This window comes from Hydrogenophaga palleronii (assembly GCF_031457455.1).
Lineage (GTDB): Bacteria > Pseudomonadota > Gammaproteobacteria > Burkholderiales > Burkholderiaceae_C > Hydrogenophaga > Hydrogenophaga palleronii_A.
The window spans coordinates 354,507-380,097 of sequence record NZ_JAVDWU010000003.1; the positions used below are offsets into that span (position 1 = coordinate 354,507).

Annotated in this window: 19 protein-coding genes; 1 reads left to right on the forward strand and 18 read right to left on the reverse strand. The window is 64.6% G+C overall.

Annotated elements, in window-relative coordinates; translation table 11 throughout:
- Positions 1-104: 104 nt before the first annotated feature.
- The 18 genes from J2W49_RS09260 to J2W49_RS09345 all read right to left on the reverse strand — a co-directional run bounded on the left by J2W49_RS09260 (position 105) and on the right by J2W49_RS09345 (position 24,737).
- Positions 105-686 (reverse strand): hemerythrin domain-containing protein, encoded by a 582-nt coding sequence (locus J2W49_RS09260; RefSeq protein WP_310314721.1) that lies wholly within the window; start codon positions 684-686, stop codon positions 105-107.
- 20 nt (positions 687-706) lie between these two features.
- The gene (locus tag J2W49_RS09265) at positions 707-1,111 is read right to left on the reverse strand and encodes a ribonucleotide reductase subunit alpha (RefSeq protein ID WP_310314724.1); all 405 of its coding nucleotides are present in this window, start codon (positions 1,109-1,111) and stop codon (positions 707-709) included.
- Positions 1,112-1,133: 22 nt separating this feature from the next.
- A complete protein-coding gene (locus J2W49_RS09270; RefSeq protein WP_405001001.1) occupies positions 1,134-1,802 on the reverse strand; it encodes a nitroreductase family protein in 669 nt (222 codons plus the stop codon).
- 23 nt (positions 1,803-1,825) lie between these two features.
- On the reverse strand, positions 1,826-3,127 hold the full coding sequence (locus J2W49_RS09275) for an NnrS family protein (RefSeq protein WP_310314727.1): 1,302 nt from the start codon (positions 3,125-3,127) through the stop codon (positions 1,826-1,828).
- Positions 3,124-6,687 (reverse strand): LAGLIDADG family homing endonuclease, encoded by a 3,564-nt coding sequence (locus J2W49_RS09280; RefSeq protein ID WP_310314730.1) that lies wholly within the window; start codon positions 6,685-6,687, stop codon positions 3,124-3,126. Before J2W49_RS09280 ends, J2W49_RS09275 begins: the two co-directional genes overlap by 4 nt.
- A gap of 102 nt (positions 6,688-6,789) precedes the next feature.
- Positions 6,790-8,067 carry an NAD(P)H-dependent flavin oxidoreductase gene (locus tag J2W49_RS09285; protein WP_310315211.1) on the reverse strand — a complete coding sequence of 426 codons (1,278 nt, stop codon included), beginning with the start codon at positions 8,065-8,067 and terminating at the stop codon, positions 6,790-6,792.
- A gap of 282 nt (positions 8,068-8,349) precedes the next feature.
- Positions 8,350-9,183 (reverse strand): peptidylprolyl isomerase, encoded by an 834-nt coding sequence (locus J2W49_RS09290; protein ID WP_310314736.1) that lies wholly within the window; start codon positions 9,181-9,183, stop codon positions 8,350-8,352.
- A 16-nt stretch (positions 9,184-9,199) separates the two neighbouring features.
- Positions 9,200-9,928: a respiratory nitrate reductase subunit gamma gene (gene narI / locus J2W49_RS09295; protein ID WP_310314739.1), complete on the reverse strand. Its 729-nt coding sequence runs from the start codon at positions 9,926-9,928 to the stop codon at positions 9,200-9,202.
- Positions 9,925-10,623, reverse strand: coding sequence for a nitrate reductase molybdenum cofactor assembly chaperone (gene narJ, locus J2W49_RS09300; RefSeq protein WP_405001005.1), 699 nt, complete (start codon positions 10,621-10,623; stop codon positions 9,925-9,927). The genes narI and narJ overlap by 4 nt, the downstream gene beginning before the upstream one ends.
- A gap of 151 nt (positions 10,624-10,774) precedes the next feature.
- Positions 10,775-12,307, reverse strand: a complete 1,533-nt coding sequence (gene narH / locus J2W49_RS09305) for a nitrate reductase subunit beta (RefSeq protein WP_310314747.1) — start codon at positions 12,305-12,307, stop codon at positions 10,775-10,777.
- Positions 12,304-16,131 carry a nitrate reductase subunit alpha gene (locus tag J2W49_RS09310; protein WP_310314752.1) on the reverse strand — a complete coding sequence of 1,276 codons (3,828 nt, stop codon included), beginning with the start codon at positions 16,129-16,131 and terminating at the stop codon, positions 12,304-12,306. Before J2W49_RS09310 ends, narH begins: the two co-directional genes overlap by 4 nt.
- A 380-nt stretch (positions 16,132-16,511) precedes the next feature.
- Entirely contained in the window at positions 16,512-18,182 is a 1,671-nt protein-coding gene (locus J2W49_RS09315; RefSeq protein WP_310314755.1) for an MFS transporter, read from the reverse strand.
- A 313-nt stretch (positions 18,183-18,495) separates the two neighbouring features.
- Positions 18,496-20,145, reverse strand: a complete 1,650-nt coding sequence (locus J2W49_RS09320; protein ID WP_310314758.1) for an MFS transporter — start codon at positions 20,143-20,145, stop codon at positions 18,496-18,498.
- Between the two features lie 32 nt (positions 20,146-20,177).
- A complete protein-coding gene (locus J2W49_RS09325) occupies positions 20,178-20,642 on the reverse strand; it encodes a universal stress protein (RefSeq protein WP_310314760.1) in 465 nt (154 codons plus the stop codon).
- A 328-nt stretch (positions 20,643-20,970) separates the two neighbouring features.
- The gene (locus tag J2W49_RS09330) at positions 20,971-21,696 is read right to left on the reverse strand and encodes a response regulator (protein ID WP_310314763.1); all 726 of its coding nucleotides are present in this window, start codon (positions 21,694-21,696) and stop codon (positions 20,971-20,973) included.
- Positions 21,693-23,630, reverse strand: coding sequence for a type IV pili methyl-accepting chemotaxis transducer N-terminal domain-containing protein (locus J2W49_RS09335; RefSeq protein ID WP_310314766.1), 1,938 nt, complete (start codon positions 23,628-23,630; stop codon positions 21,693-21,695). Before J2W49_RS09335 ends, J2W49_RS09330 begins: the two co-directional genes overlap by 4 nt.
- A 141-nt stretch (positions 23,631-23,771) precedes the next feature.
- The gene (locus tag J2W49_RS09340; protein ID WP_310314769.1) at positions 23,772-24,101 is read right to left on the reverse strand and encodes a cupin domain-containing protein; all 330 of its coding nucleotides are present in this window, start codon (positions 24,099-24,101) and stop codon (positions 23,772-23,774) included.
- Between the two features lie 168 nt (positions 24,102-24,269).
- Positions 24,270-24,737: an RrF2 family transcriptional regulator gene (locus J2W49_RS09345; RefSeq protein WP_310314772.1), complete on the reverse strand. Its 468-nt coding sequence runs from the start codon at positions 24,735-24,737 to the stop codon at positions 24,270-24,272.
- Between the two features lie 109 nt (positions 24,738-24,846).
- On the opposite strand from J2W49_RS09345, the gene ytfE reads away from it, so the two are divergent.
- A complete protein-coding gene (gene ytfE / locus J2W49_RS09350; protein WP_310314775.1) occupies positions 24,847-25,542 on the forward strand; it encodes an iron-sulfur cluster repair protein YtfE in 696 nt (231 codons plus the stop codon).
- Positions 25,543-25,591: the final 49 nt, after the last annotated feature.

Sequence of the window (25,591 nt, forward strand, 5' to 3'; positions counted from 1 at the left end):
CGTCACACCAAGCCCGGCAAGCCTGATTCGGTTCGCCACCGGAACGCACTGGCGAGCTTCATGGGGGTCTGCCGAGGACCAGTGTTCCACCACCGCCCCAGCACTCACCCCGCAGGCGGCTCCAGTCCCCGCCGCTGCATCATGTCCCCACTCATGGCCCGCAGGGCCTCAGCCGACATCTGGGCCCGTGCCGCCGGGTAGATCAACCCGTCTTCGTCGTCCAGGTGGTGGCGGTACAGGCCGGTGAAGTGGCCCAGCACCTCGGCCTGCTCCGGCGAGATGCGGGTCCAGCCTGCGGGTGGGGGTTCGGTCAGTGAGGCGAGCACTTCGCGCACCGCCACCCATGAACGCTCCATCTCGCGGTGGTCGGCCTGCAGTTTTTTCACCATGGCCACCAGCACGTCGTCGCCCTTGTCCAGCAGTGGTGGAAACACGTGGCGTTCTTCGTCTTCGTGGTGCTGGGGCGCGGCCAGGTCGAAGTAGCGCATCACGTCGTGTGCGGCTTGTGCCACGCTCTCGTCCCACCCGCGCACCAGCAGCCGCTGCTGCATGCGCGCCAGCAGCTTGAGCATGCGCTCGACGCGCTCGTGGCAGGCGTCGAGCATTTCAAACGGCGCTTCAAAGCCGGCGGTCGGGGCGCGGTGGCCGGGCATGCTGATTTGGGTGAGGGGGATGGAGGTGGCCATGGCGATGAGTGCTCAGGGCGTCAATGCAGCTCGACTGCGTGGCCCTGGGCGTCGAACGGAATGCAGTTGTGCAGGAAGCCCTGGCGGATGGCTTCGACCATGGCGGTCAGCGCTTCACCGGTTTCCTGGGCGCCGGGTGGTTTGTCGGATGTGCCCGACAGGGCGGCGGCAAACACCATGTGCCATTCGGGGCCCATGCCTTCGGCTTCTTTCTTCAGCTGAGCGAAATTGGCGAGTTCGTCGGGGGCCTTGTCCACACACATCTGCGGCACCAGCGCGCCGCCTTCGCCGCGTTCAAAGCGCTCGCGCTCTTCGGGGGTGGCGTCGTCGGGCAGTTCGGCAGCAGCGAACACGAACAGCAGGCGCTGCGGCGTGGGCTGGGCGCGGGCGGCTTGCAGCAGGTCGTCCAGGGTGGAGATGTTCATGGTGTTGGGCTTGTTCACGGAATCAAAATTGGGAGTTGGGCAGGTCACCCAGCGTGCTCACGAAATCAGACACATCCGGGCGCACGCGCCCGGGCTTATTGGACAGCACGGTGCCGATGCTGACAAAACACAGGGCGCGTTCGCGCTCACGCAAGCCGAACAGGCGCTTCAGGTAGCGGGACGACAGGGCCTTGCCACTGGTGAGCGCCGAGCCAAAGCCCTGCGCGGTGGCCATGAGCAGCACGTTCTGCACCGCGCAGCCGGCCGAGACCACACGTTCCAGCAGATCCACCGCCGGGTCACCGCAGGCGCCGTCGACGACCAGCAGCAGCAACCAAGGGGCACGGTTGGCCTTCTCGCGCGCCTGGGCGCATTGTTCGGCGGTGGCGTCCGGGTCGCGCTCGATCAGGGATTCGACGAACACCTCGCCCAGCGCGGCGCGGGCCGACATGGGCACCACCACGAAGCGCCAGGGCAACAACCGACCGTGGTCGGGCGCGCAGGCAGCGGCTTCGAGCATGGCTTGTTGTTGAGCCGCGTCGGGCCCGGGCAGCCCCAGCCGTTTGGGCAGCACGGTGCGGCGCGAGCGCATCAGCTCGGCGGCCAGTGTCGCGATGTCGGCGTCGGTGTCGTCTGCATGGAAAGACGCAGCGACCTCAGGTGGCCGGCGAGGGAAGATGGCATTCAACATCGCTTCACTCCTTATCCAGGGCCTTAACCAGGACGTCCGTCGCTGCGCGGGCGGCCATACCAGCCGGCCATGCGCAGACCCCACACCGTCATCACGATGGCCCACAGCAGGGCGGCCAGCCACATCAGCGCCGGTGGCGCCGCCTGGGCGGCGCCGGCGATGCGCATTACGGTGGCCAGTTGCAGGCTCCAGAACAGGGTCCACACCAGGTTGTCGGCCACCAGGGTGCGCCCGCTGTGCCCGCACGACACGCGCGTGACCATGGCCAGCATGAGCGAGCCCAGGCAACCCATGGTGAGTGCATGCAAGGCGCCCAGGCCCAGCACCGGCGCGCCCTGCCACACAGAAAGCCATTGCGTGGCGCCAGCCAGCAGGAACGCCAGGCCCAGCCACACAAACCCCAGGTGCAGCATGGCCAGCAGCCTGACCTTCAGGCTTTGCACCAGGCCCCACACCACGCCCAGCCAGATCACCACCGCACCCGCAGCGATTTCGAGCGTTCCCAACGTCAGCCGCACCACCGGGCCCGCTGCGCCGCTGGGCCATGCCAACCATTGCCACCACACGGCCACCACTTCCAGGGCCACGGCGGCCAGCAGCACCCACAGCACCCAGAACGGCCGCCACGCATGCACCATGGGCACGGCGCTCGACGTGAAAAACGGGATCATGCGGTGGGCGACCACCACGAAGGTGGTGACGACGAAACCCCACAAGGCGGTGAGCACCGCCACACGCGCCAGGTCAATGGCACCTGCCGCGAGCGCGCCCACCATGAGCGCCAGGCTGGCCACACCCAGCGTGCCGGCCCCTGCCACGATGCGAGCGTGAAGACGGTCGCTCAGGGTGCTGGTGCGCACCAGCGCCCAGAAGCGGACCACCACCCAGGTCAGCCCCAGCAGCGCCAAACCGGCACCGGCCAGCGCGATGGGTTCACTCAAGTGGATGCCCGCCAGCCACAGCAGCCAGCCGGCCGCCTGCAACGCCAGCGGCACCACCAGACTGCGGGCCGAAGGGCCGGCCACGCCCAGCCATTTGGGGCCGGCGGTGAACAGGAAACCGGCAAAGAACAACGGCAAAAACCCCCAGGTCATGACCGCCGCATGGCCCAGCGAGGGCGACACGGCCAATGGCAACGCCAGCGCGCCGGTGGATCGATCCAGCAACACCGCCGCCCACCACAGCGCCGATGCGCACAGCAGCCCCACGGCCAGCGCAAAGCCCAGCCGGTGAGGCGCCAGCAGCAGGCGCTGCACACGCCAGCCCGCATCGGGCACACCGCGTTGCGGCGGCGACCGATGGGGTACCGGCGTGATCAGGTTCACCCGCAACTCCCCAGGTGGCCACACTGCGTGCACATGTCACAACCGTCCTTGCGGATCATGGCGTGCGCGCCGCATTCAGGGCACTTCTTGCCGGCCATCACCGGCATCTGGCTGGCGGCGCTGGTCACCACTGGCTCTGGCGCCATGGCAGCCGCTGCGGACGATGCGCGCCGTGCCAGGATGTTCTGGATCGCGAACGCGATGGCGGCCACTTCGGAGTCGTGCCACATGGGCACGTGGGTGCCGTCGGCCTTCTGGTAGGTGCCCAGGCGCACCGGGCCGCGGTCCCAGGCCACCTTGCGCATGTCGCTCAGCGCGCGCTCCAGGAAGCCGCCGCGCGCGGCCAGCGAAAGCATGCGCATGGTGGAGGTGATCCACTGCTGCGACTCGCCACTCTGGCCCACGGGCATGAAGAACTCGATGGCGCGGTCCACCAGGCCGCCGCCTTCGGCCACCGGCACCGGCAGGAACGACACCACGATGTACAGCGTCTTGTGGCCTTCCTGCGTCCAGTATTCGATCTTGTCGGCCACGGCCGGCAGCGCGCCTTTGGGCCGGCTTTCGATCACCGTGCGCATCGGATCCACCGGCGCGGCTGCAGCGGCGATGGCCGCCGCAGCGGCGGCATCGCCGGCGGCACTGCCGGTGTCGAGCACCGAGCCCAGAATGTTGTTGGGTCGGTAGGTGGCCATGCCCTTGAGGTGGGCGTGCCAGGCCTTCTGGTACAGGTCCTTGAAGTCGTCGAATGGGTAGTCGGCCGCCACGTTCACGGTTTTGGAGATGGCGGTGTCCACGAAGGGTTGCACGGCTTCCATCATGGCGATGTGTTCGCCCGCCGTCATGGCCAGCGCGTTGACGAAGTAGTCGGGCAGTTGATCCACATCGCCACCCAGCTCGCGGTACAGGCGCCAGGCGTGGTCTTCCACCGCGTACTCGCTGGTGCTGCCATCGGCCTCGCGCTTCTTGCGCCGGTACATCCACGAAAACGGTGGCTCGATGCCGTTGGACGCGTTGTCGGCAAAGGCCAGGCTCACCGTGCCGGTGGGGGCGATGGACAGCAGGTGGCTGTTGCGCAGGCCGTGCTGGCGGATCTTGGCCTGCAGGGCGGCGGGCAAGCGGCTGGCGAAGGTGCCGGGGGCCAGGTAGCCTTCGGCGTCGAACTTGGGGAACACGCCTTTTTCCTGGCCCAGCGCCACCGAAGCCTCATAGGCGGCATCGCGCATGCGCTCGGCGATCTTCGCGGCCATGGCCCGGCCGTCTTCGCGGTCGTAGCGCAGGCACAGCATCGCCAGCGCATTGCCCATGCCGGTGAAGCCCACACCTATGCGCCGCTTGGCGGCGCTTTCAGCGCGCTGCTGCTCCAGCGGCCAGAAGGTCACGTCAAGCACGTTGTCCAGCGCGCGCACCTGCAAGGCCACGGCCTTGTCAAACGCGTCGAAGTCGAAGGAGGGCACGCCACCAAAACCGAAGGGATTGCGGATGAAGCGCGTGAGGATGATGGGGCCGAGGTCGCAGCAGCCGTAGGGCGGAAGTGGCTGTTCACCGCATTGCCCGGTCACCAGACCGTTGAAGATGACGGTGTTGTGGTCTGCCTGGGTGGTGTCGAACACCGCCTCTTTGCCGACGAACACAATCTCCGCGATGCGGCTGGCGAAGCGCTGTGTCTTGCGCAGCACCTTGGTGGCCACCCATTCGCGGTAGCGGGTCGTTTTGTAGTCGAGCAGAAAGCCGATCTCTGCCATGAACTGTTCACGGGACTCGCAGTCGATGATGAGTTCGTACTGCCGCTGGCACATGTATTCAGCCTGCCCGCCTTTGCCATCAGGCATTTGCTTGCACGCGGCTTCCCTGCGCAGGCGCACCCGGCTGAACACGCCAAAGTTGGCCAGCAGCACTTGCACGTCTTTGAGCAACTCCGGGTAGCTGGAGCTCAAACGGATGGAGCAGCTTTCGCTGAAACTGGAGACGTTGACCGTGCCATCGGTCTGGAACAGTGCCCGCAGGTAGGCCTTGACGCAGGCCTCGCTGCCTTGCCACACCACCTCCGGAACGCGCAGTTTGGTGTCGCGCGTGAAACCCAGTGCCTCCAGCGCGCGCGCAAGCAGCACGGAGCGAATGAACACGTGGTTGCGCTCGGCCACTGCCACGGGGGTGACTCGGTACACCCTTTGCGTTTGCGACAGGCCCGCGATCAAGGTGTTGACGATGCCCGTCACGTGGTCGGCCAGGGCGCGCTCTTCATTCCACAGGTTGATGCAAACCACTTCCTGGCCCTTGCCCCGGTGGGTGAAGTGGCCGTCGCCGGTGATCAGGCCCAGCAGCAGGCCAAGTTCCGTACCGCCTTGTTGGCCGAACTGCCCCTTGCCGGACTGCACCCACAGCTCGTCGCCCAGCTTCAGGTCCTGCAGCTTGATCTTGCCGCGCGCGGTGTAGAAATCGTGCCAGGCCGTGGCCTTGATCTCGTGGCCGTCTTCGGTGGTGACCTTGAACACGTCGGCCTGGCGGGCGGTCATGAAAGCTGCTTTCGCCGGGCGAACGTCAACACCGCGCCCATCACGGCCCAGCGCACGTCTGTCTACCGTGGCCTCCAGCGGCAAGCCACTGTGGTACAGGTCGCCGATCTTTACCAGGCCGTGCTGCGTGGCCAGCCGGGTGTCGGCGGTCACACACGGGTTGGTCGCCGAGATCGACTCACAGTAACGCAGGTTGTTGTCCTGCTGGATGTGGTCGAGGAACAGGATGCCGGGCTCAGCAAAGTCGTAGGCCGACTTCATGACTGTGTCCCACAGGGTGCTCGCGGCCACCGTCTGGTAGACCCACAGGCCGTCGGCGCGCTGGTAGGCGCCTTTTTCCAGCAGGGGTTTGCCGGGGCGGGCCTTGTGCACCAGTTCCCAGGGCTGGTCGTTGCCCAGGGCTTCCATGAAGGCGTCGGGCACGCCCACCGACACGTTGAAATTGTTCCAGCGGCCAGGGGTGCGTTTGGCGGTGATGAAGTCCATCACGTCGGGGTGGTCGATGCGCAGCACACCCATCTGCGCGCCGCGGCGCGCGCCTGCGCTCTCCACGGTGGAGCAGCTCTGGTCGAACACGTTGATGTAGCTGCACGGGCCCGAAGCCATGGAGTGCGTGCCCTTGACCTCGGCGCCGCGCGGGCGGATGCGCGAGAAGTCGTAGCCCACACCACCGCCGCGGCGCATGGTCTCGGCCGCTTCGCGCAGGGCTTCGTAAATGCCGGGGAAGCCTTCTTCGTCCACGCCCTGAATCGCGTCGCCCACGGGCTGCACGAAGCAGTTGATGAGCGTGGCCTGGATGGCCGTGCCCGCGGCGCTCATGATGCGGCCGGCCCCGATGGCGCCGGCGTGCAGGTTGTCCAGAAAGCGCTGTTCCCATTCGGCGCGGTCGGCTTCTTTTTCCACCGAGGCGAGCGCGCGCGCCACGCGGCGGTACAGATCTTCGACGCCGGTTTCGCCGGGCTTGAGGTATTTTTCTGCCAGCACGTCCTGGCTGATGGGCTGGGTCTGGGTCAGGTCCTGAGGGCGCAGGGGGTTGTCTCTTTTCATCGGTCCATTTCTTTCAGATCAGTTTCTTGATCGCGCAGCGGCGCGATCCTCTCCGCGTGAGGCAGCCCGGTCCGGAGACACCGAGGACCGGCATTGTTGCGCCTAAGCCCCCACTTCCAGGGGTGTGGCGGCGAAGGCGATGGGGGCGGATCGCTCCACCTCCAGCTGGGGAGGTTCACACCCCCCCAGCAACCAGAGCATCAGATCATGAACCGATCGGATCTGATTGCCAAACGGTAGCCGACCAGCCCCCCGGAAATACAGGCCTTTGCCCACGTCGCCATCAAGGGCATGACCCAGTTGCTGGTCAATGCAGAACTGGCCCATTTCGGCCTGGCCATCACGCAGGCCGCAGTGGGCCAGGCAGTCGAAGGCCATGTTGCAACGTTTCTTTACATGAGCCACGGCCTTGAGCTTGGGTTCGATGCGCAGGTATTTGTCCAGCCAGGGCGTGCGCACCGCGCGGGCAGGCAGGCCGGCCACGCTGATGAACTCCACCATGTCTTCGGGCCGGGCATTGGCCAGCACGCGCTTGAAGGCCGGGTCGGCGTCGCACTCCAGGGTCACGGCAAACGCCGTACCCAGCTGCACGGCGGAGGCGCCCAGCGCCTGCAGGCGCAAGATGTCCTCCCGGCTGCTGATGCCGCCCGCGGCGATCAGTGGAATCTCGCGTTCGATGCCGGCGGTCTGGAAAAAGGCGCGCACCTGCGGAATCACGTTCTCGAAGTCGAAGCGCGGGTCCTGCAGGTCGGCCACCTTGGCGGCTCCCAGGTGCCCGCCGGCCAGCCGGGGGTGCTCGATCACGACGGCGTCGGGCAGGCGCCCCTTCTTTTCCCATTTGCGCACCAGCAGCTGCACGCCGCGCGCGTCCGACAGGATGGGAATGAGCGCGGTTCTGGGATGATCGCGGGCGATGTCCGGCAGGTCCAGCGGCAGGCCGGCACCCACCACCACCGCGTCGGCACCACTTTCCAGCGCCTGGCGCACATACATTTCGTAGGCGCTGAGCGCCTTCATGACGTTCACCGCCACCGCGCCCTGTCCCTGGGCAATGCCCTTGGCGCGCTGGATCTCGCGGTCCAGCGCGGTGAGGTTGGCGGCGTCGATGCGCTCGCGCGCGTCGGGTTCTTTTTCCAGATCGGCGGTGCTGGCCCAGAGATCGGGGTGAAGACGACGCAAGTCCACCGACGACACGGTGCCCATGCCGCCGAGCGCGGCGACCGCGCCAGCCAGGCCTCCGGCCGACACCCCCACCCCCATGCCGCCCTGCACCACCGGCAACAGTTCACGCCCGGCCAAGCGCCAGGTTTTCAGGCCCGATGCGCTGGCCAGCCGGTACAAGGGGGTGTTCAGGGTATCTTGATCAGGCGCCTGGGGCATCGGCAGGTCCGTCTGAGAGGATTTGTCCATCGTGTTCCACAAAAGGTTGGTAGCTGTGGGAGGCTAACGAACCGGGGATGAACGCGCCTTGTTCTGCATCAAACACATGGGATTCAGCGGGGAAGGAGTGAATATCCGGCCCCTCGCGTGAATGGGTGCGAAGAGGTGTCTCAATGTCCGGCGCGAAATGACCCATTCCAGAGATACCGGCGAGCCAGCTTTGCCGGACGACTGGTGTCGCCCCCCTGAGGGGGTCGCGCGAAGCGCGGCGGGGGTGGGCCACTACTGCACCAGCGGCGTGCTCGCCCCTTCCAGGTCGATGCCTTCAATCACCGCCTGCCCCACCAGCAGCTGCATGTACTGCCGCAAGGCCGTGCTGCGCGACTGCAAGGCCAGCTGGGCGCGGATGCGATTCTGCAGTTCTTCAAAAGTGGGCAACGTACCCTTGCGCCGGCCCAGCACCTCAATGATGTGCAATCCGTACCGTGTGTGCACCAGACGAGGGTGCACGCCCATGCCCCAGCGCGAGTCGGTCTGGAAGAACAGTTCGTTGGCCAGTTCGGGGGCGCAGTCTTCCGGTGTGACCCAACCCAGATCGCCGCCATCCTGGCTCGATGGACAGTTGGACAGTTGCGTGGCCAGTTGTTCAAAACGGCCCGCCGGCACGTCCTTGCGCGAGAGTTCGAGCAGGGCGGTTTCTGCGCGCTGTGACAACGCATGCACGTTCACGCCTGGCGTGACCGCGAACAGGATGTGGCGCACGTGAAGCGCCTGGCCCACGATCCAGCGGCTCTTGTTGGCTTCATAGTGGCGGCGGCATTCGGCCTCGTCTGGCTCGGGTGACACCACCGCCTCGTCCAGCATGCTTTCAATGACGGCGCGCTGCGCTTCGTCCGGCTCGGGTGCCACCAGGCCGGTGTGGCGCGGCAGCAGGCCGGCCTTCACCGCCTGCTGGCGCAGCAATTCGGTGTGGGCACGTTCCATCAGGGTGACGGGATCGAGCGTTTCATCGGTTTCGTGAAGGGCAATGCCGTTGATGGTGGCGACCTGGGGTTGGGCGGCGCCTGCGCAAGCGCAGTGGCTGCTGCCACAACCGGTGGTGGTTGCTGCGGTCATAGGGTGATCCTTGTGTTCAGCGGGGGACGTGCGACTGGGGGTCGGACCGGGTGGGTGGCAGGCCGATCTTGCGGCTGCGCACCACCTGGTAGGGGCGGAAGAAATAGGCCAGCGTGCCGAACCCGCTCCACACATGCACCAGCCGGGAGAACGGGAACAGCAGGAAGATGGTCATGCCCAGCACCAGGTGCACCTTGTAGGGCCACTCCAGAGCCACCAGACCTGCGGCATCGGGCCGGAAGGTGACAATGCGCTGCGCCCAGTCGGCCAGCACCAGCATGGCCTGCCCGTCGCTGTGCCCATACGAATAAGGCAGCGTGATCAGGCCCAGCACCAGTTGCACCCACAGGATGACCAGGATGAACAGGTCGGTCTTGTGGCTGGTGAGGCGGATGCGCGGATCGAAGATGCGCCGGTGCAGCAGCAGCGACAGGCCCACAAAGCAGATCACGCCCGCCGTGCCCCCGGCGTAGATGGCCAGGCGCTGCTTGACCGCCGCACTCATGAACCCTTCATAAAAGAAGTGAGGCGTGAGCAGACCCACCGCATGGCCGAAGAACAGGAACAGGATGCCGATATGGAACAGGTTGCTGCCCCAGCGCAGCTGGCCCTTGCGCAGCAGCTGCGAGGAGTCGCTCTTCCAGGTGTACTGGTCTCGGTCAAAGCGCGCCAGGCTGCCCATCAGGAACACCGACAGGCACACATACGGGTAGACGTTGAAGAAGAAGTTGTGCAGCGTGGTCATGCCTGCGCTCCTGTGGAGGTGGAGAGGGGAGATTTGCGAACAATGTGGATGGGCTGTGGCGCACCCGGCTTGGCCTGTCCTTCGGTGGAGCAGCCACCGAACACCTCTGGCTCGGCCCAGCTCTCGTCGATTTCAGGCTCGGGCGCCACGACCACGGCTTCGGCTTTTTCGCCGGCCAGCTCCAGCACGGCAGCGAGCACGCTGGCGTACGGGCTCTTCCGCCCTGCCAGCGCACTGAAGATCACGCGCACGATGTGAGCGATTTCGCCCAGGAACTCGCGCGCCTGCGGCGGTGGCTGGGTGGAAGCGAACTCCAGCACCACAGAAAGGTGGTCGGGCAGCTCGGCAGGGTCCAGGTACAGACCGCCCTTTTCGTAGGTCTGGATCAGGTCGATCATGGCCGGACCCCGGTCGCGCGAATCGCCGTGCACGTGCTCGAACAAATGCAGCGCGGTGCGCCGTCCCCGGTCGAACAGCTCGACGTAATCGGACTCCACGTCCAGTGCGGGGCGGCTGCTCAGTTGCCGCAGCAATGTGTCCAGCTCGGCCAGGCGCGAAACAGGCAGCACTGCTTCGGCCTGCAGTGCCTGCCGCATGTCGCCCGTGTGGGCGCGGAACTCGGTGTCGGGGTATCGCAGCAGGTGCGCGAGCACGCGCAGTGTGAGGCGGGCCTCTGGGGGTGAAGCAGCAAACAGTTTCATGACATCAAATCCTTCAATCGATCAACAGGCCGACTGGCTCGCCTGGGTTTCTGTCCAGAACGCCGCGGAACCGGCTTTGCCGGGCCACCAGCGTTGCCCCCTTGAGGGGGTCGCGCGTAGCGCGGCAGGGGTGGGCCGTTTCATGTCATGCCTCCAGTTTGATTGGGATGGTTCGCTTCTTTTCAGAACCGAAGAGACTCGTTTCCGTCTCGCCTTCAGAGCAGCCGTTGCCGAAGCTGAAGCCGCAGCCACCCTTCACGTTGAAGGTGTTCTCTGCGTACTCGCGGTGCGTGGTGGGGATCACGAAGCGGTCTTCGTAGTTGGCGATCGCCATGTAGCGGTACATGTCTTCCACCTCGCGCACGCTCAGGCCCACCTGGTCGAGCACGTCCTGGTTGACCAGGCCGTCCACGTGCTTGGTGCGCTGGTAGGCGCGCATGGCCAGCATGCGTTCCAGGGCGCGCACCACGGGGCCGGTATCGCCAGCGGTGAGCAGGTTGGCCAGGTACTTCACGGGAATGCGCAGCTGCGACACGTCCGGGATTTCGCCGTTGTTGCCCAGCATGCCGGCGTTGGCCACCGAAGTAATGGGCGAGAGCGGCGGCACGTACCAGACCATGGGCAGGGTGCGGTATTCGGGGTGCAGCGGCAGGGCCACTTTCCATTCCACCGCCATCTTGTAGACCGGGCTCTGGCGGGCTGCGGCCATCCAGGCATCGGGGATGCCGTCGATGCGCGCCTGCTCGATCACCTTGGGGTCGTTCGGATCCAGGAACAGGTCGAGCTGGGCCTGGTAGAGGTCGATTTCGTTGGGCGTGCTAGCGGCTTCCAGGATGCGGTCGGCGTCGTACAGCAACACGCCCAGGTAGCGGATGCGGCCCACGCAGGTCTCGGAGCACACCGTGGGCTGACCGGCTTCAATGCGCGGGTAGCAGAAGATGCACTTCTCGGCCTTGCCGCTTTTCCAGTTGTAGTAGATCTTCTTGTAGGGGCAGCCGCTCACGCACATGCGCCAGCCGCGGCACTTGTCTTGGTCGATCAGGACGATGCCGTCTTCCTCACGCTTGTAGATCGAGCCCGATGGGCACGAGGCCACGCAGGCCGGATTCAGGCAGTGCTCGCACAGGCGCGGCAGGTACATCATGAAGGTGTTCTCGAACTGGCCCATCATGTCTTTCTGGGCCTGCTCGAAACCGTCCATGTTCGCGTCTTTGCTGCGCTTGCTGAACTCGCCGCCCAGGATCTCTTCCCAGTTCGGCCCCCACTCGATCTTCTCCATGCGCTTGCCGGTGATCAGCGAACGCGGGCGCGCGGTGGGCGCGTGTTTCATCTCCGGCGCCGACTGCAGGTGGTCGTAGTCGAAGGTGAAGGGCTCGTAGTAGTCGTCGATCTGCGGCAGGTTGGGGTTGCTGAAGATCTTCATCAACAGCGACCACTTGCCACCCTGCTTGGGCACGATGGAACCATCGGCCTTGCGGATCCAGCCACCGTTCCACTTGTCCTGGTTCTCCCATTCCTTGGGGTAACCTATGCCGGGCTTGGTCTCGACGTTGTTGAACCAGGCGTATTCCACACCGGGCCGGCTGGTCCAGACGTTCTTGCAGGTGACCGAACAGGTGTGGCAGCCGATGCACTTGTCCAGGTTGAGCACCATGCCGATTTGTGCGCGGATCTTCATGGGTTCTCTCCTTCGGATTGGTAAGCGCGGATTAAGTGATCGTCTGCCGGTGTGTCGAGCCAATCGACCTTGTCCATCTTGCGCACCACCACGAACTCGTCGCGGTTGGTGCCGATGGTTCCGTAGTAGTTGAAGCCGTAGCTGAGCTGCGCGTAGCCGCCGATCATGTGGGTGGGCTTGAGCACGATGCGGGTCACCGAGTTGTGGATGCCACCGCGCACGCCGGTGATCTCGGACCCGGGGGTGTTGATGATCTTTTCCTGCGAGTGGTACATCATCACCATGCCGGGGTTCACGCGCTGGCTCACCACCGCACGGGCCGCCACGGCACCGTTGATGTTGAACAGCTCGACCCAGTCGTTGTCTTCAATGCCGGCCGATTTCGCGTCATCCTCGCTAAGCCACACCACGGTGCCGCCGCGGTTGAGTGTGAGCATCATCAGGTTGTCGCTGTAGGTGGAGTGGATACCCCACTTCTGGTGCGGTGTGATGAAGTTGAGCTGGATCTCTTTGTTGCCGTTGGGCTTGATGTTGTGGATGCCCTCGGTGGTCTTCAGGTCCACCGGTGGGCGGTAGCTGCCAAAGCCTTCGCCGAAGGCGATCATCCAGGGGTGGTCCTGGTAGAACTGCTGGCGGCCGGTGAGCGTGCGCCACGGGATGTATTCGTGCACGTTGGTGTAGCCGGCGTTGTAGCTCACCGTCTCGCTCTCGATGCCGCTCCAGGTGGGCGAGCTGATGATCTTGCGCGGCTGCGCCTGGATGTCGCGGAAGCGGATTTTTTCGTCTTCGCGATAGATCGCCAGGTGGGTGTGGTCGCGCCCGGTCTGCTTGCCCAGCGCTTCCCAGGCCTTCACCGCCACGTGGCCGTTGGTTTCAGGTGCGAGCTGCAGGATCACTTCGCAGGCGTCGATGTCGGTGACGATCTTTGGCATGCCTTGCGACACACCCTCTTCCATCGTCTTGCCGTTGAGCTGGCCCAGTTGCTCCACCTCGGTGCCGGTCTTCCAGCCGATGCCCTTGCCGCCGTTGCCCAGCTTGTCGAGCAGCGGGCCCAGGGCGGTGAAGCGTTTGAAGGTGTTGGGGTAGTCGCGTTCCACCACGGTGATCTGCGGCGCGGTCTTGCCGGGGATCAGTTCGCAGTGGCCCTTCTTCCATTCTTTCACCTCAAAGGCCTGCGCCATTTCACCGGGGGTGTCGTGCATGATGGGTGTGAGCACCACTTCTTTTTCCACCCCCAGATGGCCCACGCAGACCTCGCTGAAGGTCTTGGCGAAACCCTTGTAGATTTCCCAGTCGCTCCTCGATTCCCACACCGGGTCCACCGCCGCAGACAGCGGGTGAATGAAGGGGTGCATGTCGCTGGTGTTGAGGTCGTTCTTCTCGTACCAACTGGCGGTGGGCAGCACGATGTCGCTGTACAGGCAGGTGGTGCTCATGCGGAAGTCCAGCGTGACCAGCAGGTCCAGCTTGCCTTGCGGCGCGTCCTTGTGCCACTTCACCTCGGCGGGCTTCGCATCGTCCTTGCCGAGGTCCTTGCCTTGTACGCCGTTTTCGGTGCCCAGCAGGTGCTTGCAGAAATACTCATGGCCCTTGCCACTGGAGCCCAGCAGGTTGGAGCGCCACACGAACATGTTGCGCGGCCAGTTTTGCGGTGCGTCCGGGTCTTCGCAGCTCATCTCCAGCGTGCCGTCTTTCAGCGCCTTGACCGCATAGTCCTTGGGGTCCATGCCGGCGGCAGTGGCGTCGCGCACCACCTGCATCGGGTTGGTCTTGAGCTGCGGCGCGCTGGGCAGCCAGCCCATGCGTTCGGCACGCACGTTGAAGTCGATCATGCTGCCGCTGAAGGCGGCCTTGTCGGCTTCGCTCAGGGTGGGCGAGACAATTTCTTCCATGCCGAGCTTTTCGTAGCGCCACTGGTCGGTGTGGGCGTAGAAGAAGCTGGTGCTGTTCTGCTGCCGGGGCGGGCGCACCCAGTCGGTGGCGAAGGCCAACGGCACCCAGCCGGTTTGCGGGCGCAGTTTTTCCTGGCCCACGTAGTGCGCCCAGCCGCCACCGCTCTGGCCGATGCAGCCACACATCATCAGCAGGTTGATCACGCCGCGGTAGTTCATGTCGGCGTGGTACCAGTGGTTCATGGCCGCGCCAATGATCACCATGGACTTGCCATGCGTCTTGTCGGCGTTCTCGGCGAACTGGCGCGCCACGGTGATGAGCTGTTCACGCGGCACGCCGGTGATGCTCTCCTGCCAGGCGGGCGTGTAGGCGGCGTTGTCGTTGAAGTCCTTGGCGCCTGATCCCAGACCGCGGTCGATGCCGTACTGCGCCACCTGCAGATCGAACACGGTCGCAACCATGGCGTAGCGCTCTTCGCCCGCCTTGCCCAGGCGCAGCCGAACGGCGGGCACTTTGGCGTGGTTGATCTCGCCGTTCTGTGCGTTGGCGGTGAAGTTGGGGGTGTCTCGGCCGCCGAAGTAGGGGAAGCCGACGTCCACCACCTGGTGTTCCTGCTCACCGTCTTCAATGACCGAGAGCTTGAGTTTCACGTCGGTGTTGGTGCGCGCTTCCTTGGCTTCGAGGTTCCACTTGCCCTCGTCCTCGCGGCCGGCTTCACCCCAGCGAAACCCGATGGAGCCGTTGGGCAACACGGCCTTGCCGTTGGTGTCGAAGGCCACGGTCTTCCACTCGGGATTGCTCTTCTGACCCATCTGGCCGTTGAAGTCGCTGGCGCGCAGGTAGCGGTCGGGCACCATGCTCACCGTGCCGTCGGGCAGGGTGTGCTCCTTGAGCATCACCAGCAGCGGCAGGTCGGTGTAGCGGCGCGCGTAGTCGTCGAAGTAGCTGGACCTTGCCTTGCCGCCATCGGGGAAGTAGAACTCCTTGAGCGCCACATGGCCCATGGCCATGGCCACCGCTGCATCGGTGCCCTGCTTGGGGTGCATCCAGATGTCGGAGAGTTTGGCCACTTCCGAATAGTCGGGCGTGACGGCAACGGTCTTTGCGCCCTTGTAACGCACCTCGGTGAAGAAGTGGGCATCGGGCGTGCGGGTCTGGGGCACGTTGGAGCCCCAGGCGATGATGAAGCTGCTGTTGTACCAGTCGGCGGACTCGGGCACGTCGGTCTGCTCGCCCCACACCTGCGGGCTGGCCGGGGGCAGGTCGCAGTACCAGTCGTAGAAGCTCATGCACACGCCGCCAATGAGCGAGAGGTAGCGCGAGCCCGCGGCGTAGCTCACCATGCTCATGGCAGGGATCGGCGAGAAGCCGATGATGCGGTCCGCGCCGTGCTGCTTGATTGTGTAGACGTTGGCCGCCGCGATGAGCTGGTTCACTTCGTCCCAGGTGCTGCGCACAAAGCCGCCCATGCCGCGCACCTGCTGGTAGTCGCGGCGTGCGTTGGCGTCTTGCTGGATGAGGGCCCAGGCGTCCACCGGGCTCTTGCTGACCTTGAGTGCGGCGCGCCAGCGTTCCAGCAGGCGGCCACGCACCATCGGGTACTTCACGCGGTTGGCGGAGTAGAGGTACCAGCTGTAGGAAGCGCCACGGGCGCAGCCACGCGGTTCGTGGTTGGGCATGTCCCAGCGGGTGCGGGGGTAGTCGGTCTGCTGGGTTTCCCAGGTGACGATGCCGCCCTTCACATAGATCTTCCAGCTGCAGCTGCCGGTGCAGTTCACTCCGTGCGTGCTGCGCACTATTCTGTCGTGCGCCCAGCGGTTGCGGTAGCCGTCTTCCCAGGTGCGGTCTTCGTTGGTGGTGAGACCGTGGTTGCCCGAGAAGGCTTCCTTGGGCAGGCTGAAGTGGGTCAATCGGTCCAGAAAGTGGCTCATGGGTGGCTCCGGTTGGGGTGTGTTGTGTGGGTCATTTGCCGTTTATTCGGTTGTTGGTTCGGCGTGCGGTGCGGGCCTGCTTTTGCATGCCGGCTTTTGTGGAGGCCGATGGCAGCGGGGCACACGGTTCCGTCCGTGTCCCCCGCCCACTGCGTGGGCTCCTCCTTTACCTCCCGGAACCGTGCACCCCACTGCCCTCGGCTGCCTGTGTGGTGGGTGCGCTGACCGAAGACCTTGGTGCACCCACATCGTTGGCGGACTCAGGACGGTGTGGCGCTCCGCTCCGGTAGGTAAAGGAGGAGCCCGAAGGGCGGGGGACACGGACGGAGCGGAGTGCCACGCCGTCCTGAGTCCCGAAGCAACCGTGGAGCGAAGTGTCTTCATGGATTCTTGATCTCTGCGCCGGCGCGGAGGTAGAACCACCAGTTCAAAACCAGACACAGGGCGTAGAAGACGGCGAAGCCGTACATCGCAAACTGCGGCGTGCCTGCCTTGATCTGTCCACCGATCACCACCGGCGCAACGAAGGCGCCGTAGGCGGCGACCGCGGAGGTCCAGCCCAGCACGGGGCCGGCTTGCGTGCGGTCAAAGATCACGCCGATGGTGCGGAAGGTCGAGCCGTTGCCGATGCCGCTGGCCGCGAACAGCAGCACGAACAGGCCGAGGAACATCGGGAAATACTGTTCCGGCGTGGCCGACTGGTAAGCCAGCATCATCACGTAGCCGACGGTTGCCGAGGCACCGACCATCACCACCGAGATCACCTGCGTGACGATGGAGCCGCCCACCTTGTCGGAGATCCAGCCGCCGATTGGACGGATCGCGGCGCCAACGAACGGGCCGATCCAGGCATAGGTCAAGGCCGAAGGCGCATTTGGGTTCTTCAGCGTGTGCTGCATCACGCCGGCAGCATCGGCCACGTGGCTGAAACCGAAGATCACCGTGATCGCCAGCGGCAGTGCCATCGAGAACCCGATGAAGGAACCGAAGGTGACGATGTACAGGATCGTCATCGACCAGGTGTGCTTGTTGCCAAAGATCGCGAACTGCTTGGTGATGTTCTCCTTCATCGGCCCGAACGCGGCCAGCTTCATCACGAGCAGCGTGGAGACAATGATCAGCAGGATCGCCACCCACATGTTCAGAACGCCCAGACCGGTGGGCGCCGGCAGGTACAGGTACAGGCCAAGACCAGCCGGAACGAACGACAGCGTGTACAGCCAGGTGATCTTCAGGAAGGAGGCGATCACGCCGGTCTCGGGCGACACCGTCTTGAGGTTGTTCATGCCGAACCAGCACAGGACGGACAGCGGCACCAGCGACAGCAGCCAGGCGAAGCCGGCGTTCTGGATGTAAGTGGGCGTGCCGGCCTGGATCTTTCCGAAAATCCAGCCGCTGTCCTTGACCAGCGTCATCGGCTCGCCGCCGAAGCTGCCGAACAGGCTCACCGTCATCACCAGCGGAATGACGATCTGCATCGTGGTCACGCCGAAGTTGCCCAGGCCCGCGTTCAGGCCCAGCGCCGTGCCTTGCAGGCGCTTGGGGAAGAAGCTGCTGATGTTGGACATCGAGCTGGCGAAGTTGCCGCCGCCCACGCCGCACCAGAGCGCCATCAGCTGGAACACCCACAACGGCGTGTCCTGGCTCTGCAGCGCGAGGCCGGTGCCGATCGCCGGTGCCAGCAGCATCGCCGTGGTCAGAAAGATGGTGTTGCGCCCGCCCGCCAGCCGGATCAGGAAAGACGCGGGGATGCGCATGGTGGCGCCGGCCAGACCGGCGATCGCGGTGAGGGTGAAGAGCTCGGCCTGCGTGAACGGAAAGCCCAGGTTGAGCATCTGCACGGTGATCATTCCCCACATGCCCCAGACCGCGAAACCGCACAGCAGCGCAGGCACGGAGATCCAGAGGTTGCGGTAGGCGATTTTTTTGCCTGTGGTGTTCCAGAAGGTTTCATCCTCCGGGCGCCAGTCGACGACGTCGGCGCCCGATTGCGCCTGGGTGTTCGCATTGACCACACCGGCTGGTGTGGGGCGCGAGGTTGTGTTGCTCATGACAGGGACTCCTGTGGGAAAAATTCGTTTTGCCTTGCATGTGCCAGGGCGGCGCAGCGGCGAGGTTTCCGGGCTGCACCGGCATGCGGGTGCACGGCGTTCTCTGACCATGACTGTGGGGCCGCGCCGCCAGGCCGAACATCCCTCGGAGGGACGCCAGCGCGCATCTGAAAGACCGATGACCCCCGCACGGCCATCGTTCGAAAGGACTACTCGTTGCGGACGGTCGCCGTTGTGGGAAGGAGACCGACCCTCGGGCAAAAAAAGGGCCGTGATGTTCACGGCCTTCTGAGAGCGAAGCAGCAGGAAGGGATCAGACCTGCCTGGGCGTCAGGCCCTCCTGCCGCGCCCGGGCCAAGATCGCACGCAGCTCTTCCAGGTCCTTGAAGCGGGCGGTGAGCATCAGACCCTCGCCTTTTTCGGCCAGTTCCACGCGGCCACTGCCGGCGAACAGGCGAGCGATCTCCGCCTCGGTTTCGCGCTTCTGCAGCACTTCCTGTGCAATGGCGTGGTCCACCGACGAGATGATGTATTCGTCGCCAAAGCCACCCTCGGGCTCTTTCAGCCAGGCCACACAGACCAACCAGCTCAGGAAGGCGCCGCCCGCGATCGCAAAGAAGAACTGCGAGGGTGTGACATACATGAACAGGAACAGGTAGAACACCGCGCCCACGTTACCGTAGGCACCCGCCATGCCCGAGATCTGGCCGGTGAGGCGGCGCTTGATGGACGGGATGATGCCGAAGGTGGCGCCTTCGGCACCCTGCACGAAGAACGAGCAGCCGATGGTGATGGCCACGGCGATGATCAGCGGCCAGTTGCTGTTGAGCATGCCCATGAGCGCAAAGCCGATGGCAATACCCAGCATGTAAGACAGCATCACGAAGCGCCGGTTGCCGAAGCGGTCCGACACCAGCCCACCCATGGGCCGCGCAAACAGGTTCACGAAGGCAAAGGACGCGGCGATCAGACCGGCCATGGCCGCCGACAGGCCCCAGGTTTCTTCAAAGAACATGGGCAGCATGGACACCACGGCCAGCTCGGCGCCGAAGTTGGCGAAGTAGGTGGTGTTGAGGGCCGCGACCGACTTGAACGGATAGCGGTCGTCCTTGGGCACGCCTTTTTTCAGAATGGGCAGATTGACCCGCAACACCTGCACCAACTGGTACACGATGACAAAGCCGATCGACGCGTAGCAGATCCAGGCGGTGATGTCGTCAATGAAACCGGTGTTTTGTACGCGCCACACCAGGATGCCCAGGATGCCGATCATGGGCAGTGTGAACAGCAGCAGCAGGATCAGGTCGCGGTAGCTGGACACCTCCAGCGCAGCCGCCTTGCGGGGCTTCTTGTGGGTGTCTTTGGTGGGCCCGTCGGTGATGGCGAACCAGTAGAAGATGCCGTAGAGGCCCATGAACACACCCGAGGTGGCCACGGCCCAGCGCCAGCCGTCGTCACCGCCGAACATGGTGAGCGCAATCGTGGGCAAGGTCATGGCGGCCGCGGCCGAACCGAAGTTGCCCCAGCCAGCGTAGAAGCCTTCGGCAAAACCGATGTCGCGTGGCTTGAACCACAGCGCCGTCATGTGAATGCCGACCACAAAACTGGCACCCACCGAGCTCAGCACCAGGCGCGAAATGAACAGCTGTTCCTTGGTGGTGCCAAAGGCGAAGAACAGGGTGGGCACCGCCATGACGACCATCAGCACCGAGAACACGCGGCGCGGACCAAAGCGGTCCAGCGCCATGCCCACGAGGATGCGGGCGGGTATGGTGAGCGCGACGTTGGCGATGGCAAACAGTCGCAGGTCGTCCCGGGTCAACCAGCTGGCGGACTTGAGAATGGACGACGCCAGCGGCGCCATGTTGAACCAGACGTAGAAGCAGATGAAGAACGCGATCCAGGTGAGGTGGAGCGCCTTGATTTCCCGGTTCTTGAACCGGAAGATGTCACTGACTTGCATGATGAAACCTTGTGATGTCTAAGCCTGGCGGCTCACTCGCCATGGGTGGGGACGATGAGCAGCGGACACATGACGCGGCGTGCCAGGAAGGCACTGACCGAACCAAAGGTCATGTGGTCAAACTCCTCGACGATGGCGTCCAGCCGGCGCGTGATGAAGTTGCCGTCGGGTTTGTAGGAATGGCGCGCCAGCACCAGCACATCGGGACGGCGTTCTTCGGTGGCCCGCAGGATCATTTTTCGGGCGTCGCCTTCGGCGAACAGCACCTTGGCCTGGAAGCCGGCCGCCGACAGCTCAGCAGCAGCCGCTTCGGCGCCGGCCTTCTGCTCGCGGTACTGCGCCTCAAACATTTCATCGCCCGCACTGGTGCTGCTGCCAGGCTCCTCGATGACGGAGATGAGGGTGATGGTGGGCAACTCTTGGGCAAAGAGCCGTTTGACAGCGTCCAGCGCGATGCGCGCATTGCGGGAATGGTCGTAAGCCAGCATGACTTCCATTTTTTTTCTCCAGTAGATCCGGTCGACAAGCCTGTGTCGAAACCCGACGACCGCCTTGCTGAGGCGGGGTCTGCCGGCAGACGACACAGGGCCTGCGGACAATGGCCTTACGCGGACCAGGGTGACCCGTCAACTGTGCGAGGTTCGGGGCAGGCTGAACATCCTTCTTTGGCATGCGGCCGCTGTCCAGACGGACGATGGCGGTGCGCCGAAGGAACTAGGGCCTGTTCACACTATTTTTCCAAGATGGAAGAATAGTGTGAACAGGCCCTAGGGAAGAGGAATGAACGCAGAGCTGCTGGCGATGGCCGCGCAGCGCCCGCCGGTTTCAGGGACGCAGGTCCTGCTTCACGGCAAACACCGCTGCCTGCACGCGCGACGTGAGGTTGAGCTTGCGCAGGATGTGCTGCACATGGATCTTGACGGTGGTCTCGGCGATGTCGAGCTCGCGGGCAATCAGCTTGTTGCTGTCGCCGCGGGCGATGAGCGCCAGGATCTCGCGTTCGCGGGCCGACAGCTGCGCCAATCCGTCTGCCTTGCGCGCGGCGGGTTCCACCAGCGCGCCCGGTGTCGTTGGCAGGTCCTCACCCGCTGCGGCGGGCGCCGGGGCTGACTGGTTGCGAAACGCCTTGACCAGCTTGGCCATCATCTCCGGGCTGATCACCGACTCGCCATCGAGCACTTTGACGATGGCATCACCGAGCTGGTCGGATTCCATGGTCTTGAGGAGGTAGCCGTCGGCGCCGGCCTGCAGCGCAGCGGCCAGGTCGTCTTCGTTTTCGCTCACGGTGAGCATGAGGACGCGCATGTTCGGCGCAGCCTCCTTGAGGCCGCGAATCGCGTCCACCCCGCGCACGCCGGGAAGGTGGTTGTCGAGCAGGGTGACGTCAGGGCGGTGTTGCACCACACCGCGCAGCGCCTCACCGGCGTCGGCCGCTTCCGCCACCACCTCAAAACGCTCGTCCTGCATCAGGAGCGCGCGCAGACCACGCCGAAACAGGGTGTGGTCGTCCACCAGCAACAGCTGAATACGGGGGGCGTTCGGGGGCGTCATGGGATCATTGCTCGATGCTCTGTGAATGGGGAGGCAGGCAGATCCAGACCCACGGTGTCCACCCCGCTGGCCGTCACCGGGTAGGGGGGCAGGGTCAGGGTCACGGCCGTGCCGTGTTCGGGGGAGGAGACCACTTTCACCTGGGCACCGATGCGTTCGGCACGCTCGCGCATGATCTTCATGCCCACGTGGGTCTGGTCGTGCGCATGCGTGACGTCAAATCCCGTGCCGTTGTCACGCACGGTGAAGCGCCAGCGCGCACCCTTGACCACCTCCAGGCTGACGTGGCTGGCCTGCGCGTGCTTGCGCACATTGGACAAGGCTTCCTGCAGCACATGCAGTACCTGCACCTGAACGTCGGGCGGCAATGGCAGGCCCTGTCCCTCCATCTCCAGGCGCGTGGGCAGACCGGTCTGGTGCTGAAATTTGTGCAGGGTTTCCTGCAGTGCGGCTTCGATATCGTCGGTGTTGGTGCGGGTGCGGAAATGCACCAGCAGCTCGCGCACGTCGTTGATGCTTTCGCGCAGGCCGGTATCGAGTTCGTCCAGCGTCGCCTGCACCTTTTCGGCCTGTTCTTTCTGCACGGCGGAGCGCAGCAGTTGCACCTGGATCTTGAGAAACGCCAGCGACTGGGCGATCGAGTCGTGCAGTTCGCGGGCAATCAGGGCGCGTTCTTCGCCCACCGCCGCCTCTCGTTCGAGCGCGGCGGCGCGCAAGCCTTCCAGGGCGCTGGCCAGGTGGCTGGCCAGCGCGTCCAGCAACTCGGTTTCGTCTGCATTGAGCGCGATCTCGCCACGAAAGAACAGGTCAATCTCGCCAATCAGACGCTGCTGCAGCCGCACCGGCACACTCACCACGTTCTGATAGCCCACCTTGGCGCAGTGGCGCACGGGCGCCGCGTCGTGGCTCTGGATCGGGATCACACGCGTGCGCGCGTCGGGCTGCAGGTTGCCGCAGGCGCAGGCACCCGCCAGCAGGCTGCGCTCTTCTTCCTGCATTTCCTGGGGGAAACAGTCAGACGCCAGCATCAGGTAGCGCTGGTTGGCCTCGTCGGACCAGCGCACCGCGACCGCATCGGCCTTCATGATCCTGCGCACACGTTGCGAGAAACCGCGCGACAGCTCTTCGATGTTGTTGGCGCCGGCCAGGAACGCGCTCACCTCGTACAGGGCTTCCAGACGCGCGCGCTGGGCTTCTATGCGGCGCGTCTTGCGCTCCACCTGGCTTTCCAGGCCTTCGTACATGGACTGCAGCGTGGCCGCCATGCGGTTGAACCCGGCGGCCACCTGACCAAATTCGTCGTGGGAGTTCACGGCGACCCGCACTGAGAATTCCCCCGCTTCCAGCTGCTTTTGACCCTGGCGCATGCTGACCAAGGGGCTGATCACAAACCGGTAGCCGCTGTAGAGCATGACCACCGCACCACCGATGGCCAACGCCATCATGAGGTATTGGAAGAGGTTGAGGATGGCGGTCAGTCCAGCGATCTCCTTCTCGATCGTGCGAACGAACCGATCAATCGCTTCCACAAACTCGCCCACGTCCTGCTGAGGCGCCTCCAACGCCGCATCGCCTTGCAGCCAGCGAGCGCGTTGAACCTGCCAGAGCGATTCCACGGCGGCAAATTCGCGGCTGAGCGTGTCGTCCCAGGGCACCGACAGCGGTCGACCCGGATCTCCGCTGCGAAGCAACGCCAGACTTTCATCAAACTGTCCCACCAGGGCTGCGACATCGGCCGGAGGCAACTGCGCCTGCACGGCGCTGTGCAGGCGCCAGGTCTGCATGCGCAAGCGACCGGCCTCGTTCACGGCCGCTGCACCCCCATCAAGTTGCCAGGTCAGCCACAGCGTGAGGCCAATGGAAGCCAGGGCGACCACCAGCAGGCCCGCGCCGATGCGCATCAGCTTGGTGGAAAGCGAAGGAGGGGATGTCATCGACATAGCGTATCGGAGTTTGCACGACTCGCCTATCGTTCAAAAGAGCGAGTGCCACCCGAGGCTCGATGGCCTCTGCATCCCCCCGGCCAGGGTGAGCGGCTGAGCAGCTTCGCTACCAGGTGAGTGAATTGCGCGCGTTCAGGGTCGCAACACGATCGTGACCAGCACGGTGGCTTCTTCCACACCCGTCAAGGCGTGGGGTTCGCCGCCTTTCAAAAACACCAGTTGCCCTGCCCGCAGACGCTGTGTACCCGATGGGGTTTCAAAATCGATCGATCCCTCCAGGCATTGCACGGTGATTTCCCCCGGCACGGCGTGCATGGGCATGGCACGCCCGGCGGGCAGCACCAGACGGATCACTTCGAGCTGTTCGGACTTGAACAACGCAACCGACTGGCTGCTCACGGCGTCGGCCCCCGTGGGACGCAGGTTGGCGATTTCGCCCGGCTGCAGGTGGTTCAGTGCCATGGTGACTTCCTCTTTCTGCTTGAACGATGGGGTTCTTCAGCGCCTTTCGGGCATGCGCACAGCATCGCCTGTATGACGGTTCCGTACTGTGACAGTTCGTTTGGGGCAAGCCGGGTGCCTGCGAAGGGCTGCAGAAAGACTGTAGAAGGGCTACCGCTGCGCTGGCCTTCATGGCGCCGGCAACCCGACGACCACCATCACCCGTTTACCCTGCGCCGTGCGCAGCTGTTGCGGCGCCACCAGATCGGCCAGTGTCACACCATCGAGCACCGACAGGTAGCTGCCCAGTGCCGACTGCAGCACACCCTTGAGACGGCAATGCCCATCGATGCGGCAGCTGTTGCTGGCGGCATCGAAGCATTCCACCATCGTGAAGTCGGTTTCGGCCTGGCGCACCACGTCGCCCAGGCGGATCTCGGGCGCTGGCCGAAGCAAGCGCAAACCGCCGCCCCGACCCCGGGTGGTCTCCAGCCAGCCCTGGTCGGACAGCGCCACCACAATCTTGGTGAGGTGGCTGCGCGAAATGCCGTGCGCTTCGGCGATCTCTCTGATGGTCACGGGCTGCTCGCGCTCGGCGTGCACCGCGCAGTACATCAGTACGCGCAGGCTGTAGTCGGTCCAGTGAGTCAGGCGCATGGCGCATCCTCCGAAAGAACGATGACCCTTTGGATTTTGTAAATATTCATATTGAATGAATTTTATTGGTTAACATGATGCACTTCAAATGAATCTTTATGGAACCATCATGAATGCCGTTCTCGAAAACCTTGTTCCCGTCCGTGCACAGCAGCCCATTGGCCAGATCGCGGTCGAACTGCCGGGCGCCACCGCCGTGTTCCGCCGCCACAAGCTCGACTTCTGCTGCGGCGGCCAGATCGCGCTACAGGAAGCCTGCGAACGCAAGCAGCTGTGCGTGGAGACGGTACTGGCCGAACTGGACAAGTTGCAGCGGGTGGACGTGGACGTGGCGCAGCAACCGGTGCCGGAGGTGATCGACCACATCCTGCAACGCTACCACGCGGTGCATCGTGAGCAATTGCCGGAGCTCATTCGCATGGCGCGTCGCGTGGAGGCCGTTCACCGCGACAGCCCCGACGTGCCCGCCGGCCTGGCCGACCACCTGGAAGCCATGGAGCACGAGCTGCTCGACCACATGGACAAGGAAGAAAACATCCTGTTCCCGCTGCTGCGGGCAGGCGGGCGCGGCATGGCCCAGCGACCCATCGGGGTCATGCGCCACGAACACACCAGCCACGGTGAACAGCTGGAACGCCTGATGGCACTGGCGCACGACACGAAACCGCCTGCCGGCGCCTGCAACACCTGGCGCGCGCTGTACGCCGGCATCGCCCAGCTCTCGGACGACCTGATCAACCACATCCACCTGGAAAACAACCTGTTGTTTCCTCAGTTTGAGCCGCGCACGGCCGCCTGCTGCTGAGCGCAGGCCGCTTGCGCCACATCAAGCCATGAACGGCTTGACCTGAGTC

Coding starts and splice junctions, on each gene's coding strand:
- J2W49_RS09320 (WP_310314758.1), bottom strand. CDS start 20,145: ATGCAAGTCAGTGACATCTTCCGGTTCAAGAACCGGGAAATCAAGGCG.
- J2W49_RS09290 (WP_310314736.1), bottom strand. CDS start 9,183: ATGACCGCAGCAACCACCACCGGTTGTGGCAGCAGCCACTGCGCTTGC.
- J2W49_RS09345 (WP_310314772.1), bottom strand. CDS start 24,737: ATGCGCCTGACTCACTGGACCGACTACAGCCTGCGCGTACTGATGTAC.
- J2W49_RS09285 (WP_310315211.1), bottom strand. CDS start 8,067: ATGCCCCAGGCGCCTGATCAAGATACCCTGAACACCCCCTTGTACCGG.
- J2W49_RS09310 (WP_310314752.1), bottom strand. CDS start 16,131: ATGAGCCACTTTCTGGACCGATTGACCCACTTCAGCCTGCCCAAGGAA.
- J2W49_RS09340 (WP_310314769.1), bottom strand. CDS start 24,101: ATGGCACTGAACCACCTGCAGCCGGGCGAAATCGCCAACCTGCGTCCC.
- J2W49_RS09325 (WP_310314760.1), bottom strand. CDS start 20,642: ATGGAAGTCATGCTGGCTTACGACCATTCCCGCAATGCGCGCATCGCG.
- J2W49_RS09330 (WP_310314763.1), bottom strand. CDS start 21,696: ATGACGCCCCCGAACGCCCCCCGTATTCAGCTGTTGCTGGTGGACGAC.
- narI (WP_310314739.1), bottom strand. CDS start 9,928: ATGACCACGCTGCACAACTTCTTCTTCAACGTCTACCCGTATGTGTGC.
- J2W49_RS09335 (WP_310314766.1), bottom strand. CDS start 23,630: ATGACATCCCCTCCTTCGCTTTCCACCAAGCTGATGCGCATCGGCGCG.
- J2W49_RS09315 (WP_310314755.1), bottom strand. CDS start 18,182: ATGAGCAACACAACCTCGCGCCCCACACCAGCCGGTGTGGTCAATGCG.
- J2W49_RS09260 (WP_310314721.1), bottom strand. CDS start 686: ATGGCCACCTCCATCCCCCTCACCCAAATCAGCATGCCCGGCCACCGC.
- J2W49_RS09270 (WP_405001001.1), bottom strand. CDS start 1,802: ATGTTGAATGCCATCTTCCCTCGCCGGCCACCTGAGGTCGCTGCGTCT.
- J2W49_RS09265 (WP_310314724.1), bottom strand. CDS start 1,111: ATGAACATCTCCACCCTGGACGACCTGCTGCAAGCCGCCCGCGCCCAG.
- J2W49_RS09280 (WP_310314730.1), bottom strand. CDS start 6,687: ATGAAAAGAGACAACCCCCTGCGCCCTCAGGACCTGACCCAGACCCAG.
- ytfE (WP_310314775.1), top strand. CDS start 24,847: ATGAATGCCGTTCTCGAAAACCTTGTTCCCGTCCGTGCACAGCAGCCC.
- narH (WP_310314747.1), bottom strand. CDS start 12,307: ATGAAGATCCGCGCACAAATCGGCATGGTGCTCAACCTGGACAAGTGC.